Here is a 7,356-nt window from a genome sequence, read left to right on the forward strand (position 1 = left end):
TTGGAGGGCGTGAGTTGGTTGACCTTTTCGGCAAGAAGAAGCTGGAAGATCGCATAAGCGAGCTGGAAGAAGCCATAGCGGTTCAAGAGCGAGAGAAGGAAGAGCTGGTGCGCACTCTCCAGAAGCGCGAGGAGAAGATAAAGAGGCTTACCAGCGCCAACCAGGAGGCAAACCTGGCTCTAAAGGCCATGGAGCAGAAAACAGCCACAATGGTGGCTTCGTCCCCAGAGAAGACGGAGACGGAAAGACCCAAAGCAAGGCTCCCTGAAGCCTGGATGCCGGACAATAGGGAACTGGACCTATTGATTCAGAGGCTCCAGGGATTCCGATCACCCAGGGAAGATCTGCTGGTTTACGCTTTTCCTGGCTCTCTGCCCAAGGACGCGGATATTCCGCCGCAGATCAGAAGAGTAGCGATGGAGATCAAATCCCAGAGGGGCGGCATAATCATATATTGCCCCCAGCTTTTTGCCTTGCAGTTCATTCCTCCCTTTCCCATCAAAGAGAGAATATCGTGGGAAGGAAGTTCATTTCAGCTCTCTTGGATTGAAGAGATGATGAACACTCCTGCCCTGGTTGTATCAGCACACGCGGGAAGCACCTTCCTGGGAGTGGCCTTGAGCAGGGAAGGCTTCGCAGTAAATGAAAAGGTAGAAAGCCAGGTGAAGGAGAAGCATTCCAAGGGAGGATGGAGCCAGAAGAGGTTTGAGAGGTTGCGCGAGGAGGACATAAAAAACCACCTCGATGCCGTCCAGGAGAAGCTCGCCGGTCTTCAGAGCAAATACGGAAGCATAGTGAAATATGCAGTCCTGGGCGGTGAGGAGGGGCTCATCAGACAGATAGCGCCCTCAATAAGCCTGCCTCTGGTGGAAAGGAGGCTGAAGCGGCATGACGAAAAGTATCCGGATTCGCTTTTAAGAGAGGTTTACGGCTTCAAATGTTATCGAATTGATATAAATGTGATAGAGGCAGAGAGGAGCAATGCTATCTGAGAAAGACGAAAACAATCTAGATCTAAAAGAAGATCCAGAAGAGCTCTCTCGCTCCTGGGACTGGCATGTGAGACGAAAGCTGGCCTGGAATTCCGATACCTCTGAGGATATCCTGAGCTATCTCGCCCGGGACCAGGTCCAGTGGGTGAGAGAGGCAGTAGCGGGCAATGCCTGCACCCCGTCCTCGACCCTGGCCCAGCTGGCAGAGGACAGCTCGGGATTTGTGAGAGCGGCTGTGGCCCTGAACCGCCAGGCCACAAGCGAGATGCTGGAGTCTCTGGCCGGTGACGAGATGACTGACTACGACTCCACTCTGCAGAAGAATCGCTATCTTGTAAAGGAGGCAGTGGCAAAAAGCCCCAATATCAACCCCCAGACCCTGGAATTCCTCGCCCGCGACTCCGATGAGCATGTCCGGGCTTGCGCGGCATCCAATCCTCTGCTCACGGCTGAGCTGATGAAGAGGATGGTCAAGGATGTGAGCTGGCTGGTGAGAAACAATATCGCCCGAAATCCTTCCACACCAGAAGAGCTACTGGCCTACCTAGCTTTGGACAGGATCATGGACGTGAGAGCGACTGCCGCCCTCAATCCCCGCACTCCCGCAGAGTCGCTGGTCACTCTTGCCAGGGACAGGAGCTGGGAGATCAGAGAGGCAACAGCCCGCAATCCCAAGCTTGATGGAAAGCTCCTGGATGAGCTCGCTAGCCACTGGTCCTGGATGGTGAGGGAAGCGGTGGCAAAAAATCCCAATACACTGGCTGAGACGCTCGAGAGATTGGCCACAGATCCCGACCAGAGCGTGCAGAAGGCGGCCAGGAGTCGGGCAGATTGATGGAGCGTTTTTTCCTGGCTCTTTGCTAAATTATGTGGATGAGGTCCAGCAGAGAATATAGCCTCTGTGCATCTGTGGCTGGGTCAAAGCATAGCGGTTCACCACCGAGATACGGAGACACAGAGTTTTTCCGACTCAAGTTCACCCATACCAAATAGCAGGAAGCCTTTTTCCTCCACCACCATTCGAAGCCTGCCAGCTTTATCGGATGTCAAATCAGCTCATACAGAGTGGTCCTCTGCACAGCTTTTCGTCCACAGCTCTCGATCAGCTCTTTGATCTCCTCCGCCGAGATTCCTGGCTCCTCCTTGGAGTTGCGGGCGATTCTCTCGTCCATAAGCGTTCCCCCCAGGTCGTTTGCCCCCCACATGATGGCAGCTTTTGCCGCATCCCGCCCCAGTTTGGTCCAGCTAGCCTGGATGTTGGTGACGGCGGGATAGAGGGCGACCCTGGCCAGGGCATGCATCTTCAGCCGATCGAGGAGATCTGGCCCGGCAACAGTCCTTCCCAGCAGATTATTCTCCGGGATGAAAGGGAGAAGGACCAGCTCAGTGAACCCTCCGGTCTCATTTTGAATTCCCTTCAGGATCGCCAGGTGCTCCAGCCGATCTTCCATGCTCTCCACATGGCCGAAGAGAATGGTAGAGGTGGAGGGGATCTTAAGATGATGAGCGGCCACTATGATCTCCTTCCACTGCCCGGTATTCAGCTTCTCTGGGCAGATCTTCTGGCGAACGGAATCGACCAGGATCTCAGCTGCGGTGCCGGGCATTGATCCCAGACCACTCCTCTTCAGCTCCTTCAGGCAGTCTTCCACCGGCACATTGGAGTTGCGAGACATATGCAACACCTCCATGGGAGAGTAGGCATGAAGATGCAACCGGGGATGGCTGCGGTGGATGATCTCCAGGATGCCGCAGTAGTCCTCCAGGAGCATGCCGGGCGAGAGTCCTCCCTGCAGGCAGATCTCTGTAGCTCCCCGCTCCTCTGCCTCCCTCGCCCGGCTGAGGATCTCCTCAGTTGAAAGGCGGTATCTCTTGCTATGCTTAAAAGAGCAGAATTTGCAGCTTCCTATGCAATGGTTAGTGAAGTTGATGTTCCGGTTTATTATAAAAGTGACCTCGTCCTTGCCGCTCTTCTGACGCAATAGATTGGCCAGGCGGTAAAGCTTAAGAGGCTCGAACCAGAGCCTCATCAGCAGATCATGATCATTGCTGGGGCTTTTTGGAGAGAGGCAGGCTCTTTCCATCTCCGAGAGATCTGAGACGGTCAACGATTCTCACACTTCCCTGGTGTTAATATCAGTACGGAACTGCATGGCGATCTATATGGAATTATCGCATATCGATCGGCATCTCACTGGCCACTTCATCTTTTGCGTTCTGATCCGCGCTCTCTTCTGCGCCATTCTTAGAGCTCGCCATCCTCCGCTCTTTTGGAATCTGAGATACCAGCTTTCCATGCGAGTACAGACCGCATCCAAGCACCTCTCCTCTATAAAATACTACCACATAGCCGGATTCCGAGTCCGATTCAATGGCCAGGGTCTTGCCCTCCATGAAGCTTCTGGAATTCGCTGAATCCAGGTGGATGAGGTTCCTTGTGGCATGCCGGCCGAAGACCTGCAGGGCGCTGGTAGTCGGCTTCCAGGGCCGGTCTTTCAGGTTCATGATGCGCATTCCGATGGCCTCATAACTGAGCCTGGGGAGGATGGCCTCGTTGGCCGCCCAGACGCTATTCGCCTTTCGAAAGAAGGTAAAGCCCGCAAAGGCAGATGAGGGGATACCAAACCGTTCCCCCCAAAGGTCCGCCACGAATGACGTATCCAGGGGCTCAAATATATTCCTGGTTCTTGATGAGCTTGGCGACAAAGAATCCTCCTGTATCATTGAGATGGGGGTAATAACGGGCTGTCTTCTCGACCTCATGGTTCAAGTTAATGCCGCCCCATTCAGTTATTCCCGGGCAGGCCAATAAACCCGGAATCGATATCCTCTCCAACCTGGCCGTTTCGAGGACGCTTTCTATCACTAGCTCGTTCTCCTCCGGAGCATAGGTGCAGGTGGAGTAGACCACTATGCCTCCAGGCTTGGTCAGCCTGATGGCGTTCCGGAGTAGGTCGGCCTGGAGCCTGTGCAGGTCCATCGACCTCTTGCTGCTGCTCTTGCACAAGACCCCCGGCCCTCTCCTCTCCCGGCCCTCGCTGGAACAAGGGGCATCCACCAGGACCCGGTCAAATTGAACGGGGCGAGAGGGAAATCTGCGGCCATCATAACGGGTGATAGCGACGTTCATGACCCCCAGCCGTTCGCAGTTCGAGCGCAATGGAGCGATTCTGGCCAGCGATGGCTCGTTGGCGATCACCCTTCCAAGGTTTTTCATCATCTGAGAGATCTGGCAGGTCTTGCTGCCGGGAGAGGCGCACAGGTCAAGGACCAGCTCGCCTGGCTGGGGATCGAGAACCAGGGGCGGGACCATGGATAACTCCTCTTGAATATGGATGAAGCCCGAGAGGTTCTCGACAAGCTTTCCCGGGCTCTCCATATCCAGCTTCAGGCCCAGAGGATACCAGTTGAAGCTCTGATAGTCGATCCCATTCTCAGCAAATCGGTCCAGCAGGGCACATCTCTCGATCTTCAGGGTATTGATCCGGCAGGAGCTGGGAAGCGCCTGGCTCTGCACCGCCCGGAAACCATCGAAGTCCGGTATCAAATCCCTGTATCTCTCCAGCCATTCCATATTTCAGAAAGACTAGCATTCTAGCAGAAATAAATTGGCCTAATTGAGCAAAAGAATTTAATAGTCAGATGTCGAGGCCAAGACCAGCGCAAAACTGTTTTCTGGTTTTCGCGAAGGACGGTGAAAGCTTGTTCAGAGGTGAAACGGGATCTTCCAATGGCGGATCCGCTCCAGCTGTACCGGTTGCAGTGGGAGGAGAGTACGATGTCAAGATCGAGGACATTGCCCGTGAGGGCGACGGCATTGCCAGAGTAGATGGATTTGTGATCTTCGTGGCTGATACCAATGTCGGCGACGATGCCCGGGTCCAGATCGATAAGGTGATGAGGCGATTTGCCATCGGACATAAGGTCTGAATTGCTTTTCTAGTAGGATTGGTGATGCAATTGACAGGTTATGATACAGATAGGTCCTCTTTGAGCGCACCAGCCCCAGTAGAGGTTGGGGGAGAGTATGATGTCCATATTGAGGACATTGCTCGCGAAGGCGACGGCATTGCCAGGGTGGAGGGATTTGTGATCTTCGTGGCCGACACCAAAGTAGGCGACGACGCCCGGATCCAGATCGATAAGGTGATGAGGCGATTTGCCATCGGCCATAAGGTCTAACCGAAAATAAATAGTGAACTACCGCGTCCTGAAGGGCGCGGCTTCCCACGTCATCGCCAAAACTTGCATCACTGATATGTGATGTAGCGGTTTTGGCTCTATGGGCGCTAGGGGCTGTTCCATCCCTGTGATGAGTATGTTCCTGGAAGCATTGTAGTCTCGATCAGATGAGAATCCGCAATAGGGGCACTCATGCACTCGTACCGACAGATCTTTCTTTACGATGCTTCCACAAGCAGAACACCTTTGAGTTGTATCTCTGGGATCTACTTTTATCAACTTTCGATCAGCACTTTGAGCCTTGTACGTGCAGCGGACTCCGTCAGCTGCTCCCCTGGACGAAGTCCAGGAGAAAAGCATAAATATGAACTTTGACCAGGATGCATCATGGATGCTGCGATGCATGCCATTATTATGGCCTTTCTCTTTTAGACCTTTGATATCAAGATCCTCAACACAGATGATATAAAATTTATTGACATAGGTCCGAGATAACTTATACAGGAAATCATCTCGTTGGCAGTTGATTCTCTTATGTAGCTTAGCGATTTTATCCTTGAGGGACTTATAATTATTGGCTCTTCGCTGAATTATGTGGGTGAGTCCAGGCAGAGAATATGGCCTTTTGTTCCTCTGTGCCTCTGTGGTTGGGTCAGAGCATAGCGGTTCACCACAGAAGGCACAAAAGACACTGAGAATTATGGTTCTTGATTGGCCTGGACTATGGCAAACCATCTCTCGCCTTCTCTCTTGACTATAACAACAACGTCCCGAATAACAATATTTATAACTAGTGTGTCCTGCTAGTCTATCTCGCGAGCCATGGCTCGAACCAAAGAAGCAACGGGATGGATTAGAAATGGAGCGAATAATTGGATTAATCCTTTTCGCTGCACTGGTCAATAGTGCTTCGGGACTGGATTTCCGGTATAACGAAACGCTGGACAGTCGAATGCCCGTTATTGAATTTCCAGAAACTGAGAATTCAGATGTATATGTTTTCCAGCAAGGCCAATCCATCATCGCCGAAACTGCCGACGGCAGGCAGATAGCCACTTCCTCCATCAAATCCGATGCATCGGGTCTATTTAAAGCAGCCATCGATGCCGTCCCTGATGGCGGCAGCTTGAACATTGGCAAGGGCCTTTACGTCCTATCTGCGCCCTATGCCGTCCCGCTATATCCCAATGGAAGCAACATTCTCTATTGCTGCATCCCTGTAATTGACAAATCCATGCACATCTACGGCGCGGGAGTGGATGAGACTATCATCCAGCTAGCCCCGAATCAACGCAATCTTTCGCGGCTCGTTGCCATGATGATCATCAGGGGGAGTGGGCCACTTTCCCCAGGTTATAGCGATTTTACAGTTGCCAATTTGACTTTGGACGGCAACCGGGCGCAACAAAAAGATGACCAACCACAAGATGGAGAGGCCCTAATCTTGGCGGGCTCTAAGCGAAGCAATGGAAAATACTATCGCCTCAAGTTAGTGAATTCGCATGGCTCAGGTATCTATTTGGGAAATAATGGATCAGGCAGAGAGAGGGATGCGGTGGTTTTCAGTGTGGTAGCCCAAAACTGCGGAGCGGAAGGCTTCATGCTGGATACCTGCCATAATAGCCATGTTTTGGATTGTGCAGCCTGGCATTGCAGAGAGGGGCTGTGCCTGCATGGAAATAACGACTGGAAGAGTAGATCAAAGGATCAGGTCTCAGCAACCAAGTTCCAAACCGATAGCCAGATAACCGTCTGGCAGGTGAACGACTTCACACTCAGCGAAATAAATATGGATTGCACACCAGCGACTGATGCCTATGGCCTCGTGGTCAGAGACGGAACCGGACAGGTGAGAAGATCAGTCCTGAAAAATGACAAGGCAAAGACCGATTCGACCGGAGGAGCGACGTATATCTATGAGTCCTCGCGGGTATTATTCGATGATTGCCAACTGGAAGGATTTTTTGGAATCCATGCTGTCGGGCGGTCCCATGTAGAGGCAAAGAACTGCCGACTAGTAGCACCTGGTGGGTGCTTCTGCACGACCGATCCAAATCCCGTTCAGAGCACCATCATCGCAGAGAATTGCGTCTGGTCTGGAAAAAAGGTAGTTTTGCAGGCGGGTGCTGCATTCCTCGAAGTTGAATGCGTGGAAGAGCAAACTACTCCGGCCTAAAGACCG

At 52.5% G+C, this 7,356-nt stretch carries 9 protein-coding genes; 5 read left to right on the forward strand and 4 right to left on the reverse strand.

Annotated elements, in window-relative coordinates:
- The first annotated feature begins 14 nt into the window (after positions 1–14).
- Both BP727_RS03875 and BP727_RS03880 read left to right on the forward strand, forming a co-directional pair.
- A complete protein-coding gene (locus tag BP727_RS03875; protein WP_273270943.1) occupies positions 15–992 on the forward strand; it encodes a Vms1/Ankzf1 family peptidyl-tRNA hydrolase in 978 nt (325 codons plus the stop codon).
- Entirely contained in the window at positions 982–1,827 is an 846-nt protein-coding gene (locus tag BP727_RS03880; protein WP_273278659.1) for a hypothetical protein, read from the forward strand. The genes BP727_RS03875 and BP727_RS03880 overlap by 11 nt, the downstream gene beginning before the upstream one ends.
- A 211-nt stretch (positions 1,828–2,038) precedes the next feature.
- Here the strand turns inward: BP727_RS03880 and cofH are convergent, their stop codons facing one another.
- From cofH to BP727_RS03895, 3 genes are all read right to left on the reverse strand, one after another.
- Positions 2,039–3,100 (reverse strand): 5-amino-6-(D-ribitylamino)uracil--L-tyrosine 4-hydroxyphenyl transferase CofH, encoded by a 1,062-nt coding sequence (gene cofH, locus BP727_RS03885; protein ID WP_273278658.1) that lies wholly within the window; start codon positions 3,098–3,100, stop codon positions 2,039–2,041.
- 61 nt (positions 3,101–3,161) lie between these two features.
- Positions 3,162–3,698 (reverse strand): methyltransferase RsmF C-terminal domain-like protein, encoded by a 537-nt coding sequence (locus tag BP727_RS03890; RefSeq protein WP_286857489.1) that lies wholly within the window; start codon positions 3,696–3,698, stop codon positions 3,162–3,164.
- Entirely contained in the window at positions 3,661–4,566 is a 906-nt protein-coding gene (locus tag BP727_RS03895; RefSeq protein WP_273278657.1) for an NOL1/NOP2/sun family putative RNA methylase, read from the reverse strand. Before BP727_RS03895 ends, BP727_RS03890 begins: the two co-directional genes overlap by 38 nt.
- Before the next feature lie 128 nt (positions 4,567–4,694).
- On the opposite strand from BP727_RS03895, the gene BP727_RS03900 reads away from it, so the two are divergent.
- Positions 4,695–4,922 (forward strand): TRAM domain-containing protein, encoded by a 228-nt coding sequence (locus BP727_RS03900; protein ID WP_013720599.1) that lies wholly within the window; start codon positions 4,695–4,697, stop codon positions 4,920–4,922.
- Positions 4,923–4,946: 24 nt separating this feature from the next.
- Complete coding sequence (locus tag BP727_RS03905) at positions 4,947–5,174, forward strand: TRAM domain-containing protein (RefSeq protein ID WP_013720598.1); 228 nt, start codon at positions 4,947–4,949, stop codon at positions 5,172–5,174.
- An 18-nt stretch (positions 5,175–5,192) separates the two neighbouring features.
- On the opposite strand, the gene BP727_RS03910 is transcribed toward BP727_RS03905, so the two are convergent.
- On the reverse strand, positions 5,193–5,909 hold the full coding sequence (locus tag BP727_RS03910) for an RNA-guided endonuclease InsQ/TnpB family protein (RefSeq protein ID WP_273278656.1): 717 nt from the start codon (positions 5,907–5,909) through the stop codon (positions 5,193–5,195).
- A 124-nt stretch (positions 5,910–6,033) separates the two neighbouring features.
- On the opposite strand from BP727_RS03910, the gene BP727_RS03915 reads away from it, so the two are divergent.
- Positions 6,034–7,350, forward strand: a complete 1,317-nt coding sequence (locus BP727_RS03915; protein ID WP_048132615.1) for a hypothetical protein — start codon at positions 6,034–6,036, stop codon at positions 7,348–7,350.
- The last annotated feature ends 6 nt before the right edge of the window (positions 7,351–7,356 follow it).

This window comes from Methanosaeta sp. UBA356 (assembly GCF_002496465.1).
In the GTDB taxonomy this organism is placed as follows: domain Archaea; phylum Halobacteriota; class Methanosarcinia; order Methanotrichales; family Methanotrichaceae; genus Methanothrix; species Methanothrix soehngenii.

Excerpts from the sequence above, each read along its gene's own strand:
- BP727_RS03905 (WP_013720598.1), top strand. The coding sequence starts at position 4,947 with ATGCAATTGACAGGTTATGATACAGATAGGTCCTCTTTGAGCGCACCA.
- BP727_RS03895 (WP_273278657.1), bottom strand. The coding sequence starts at position 4,566 with ATGGAATGGCTGGAGAGATACAGGGATTTGATACCGGACTTCGATGGT.
- BP727_RS03910 (WP_273278656.1), bottom strand. The coding sequence starts at position 5,909 with ATGGTTTGCCATAGTCCAGGCCAATCAAGAACCATAATTCTCAGTGTC.
- BP727_RS03880 (WP_273278659.1), top strand. The coding sequence starts at position 982 with ATGCTATCTGAGAAAGACGAAAACAATCTAGATCTAAAAGAAGATCCA.
- BP727_RS03915 (WP_048132615.1), top strand. The coding sequence starts at position 6,034 with ATGGAGCGAATAATTGGATTAATCCTTTTCGCTGCACTGGTCAATAGT.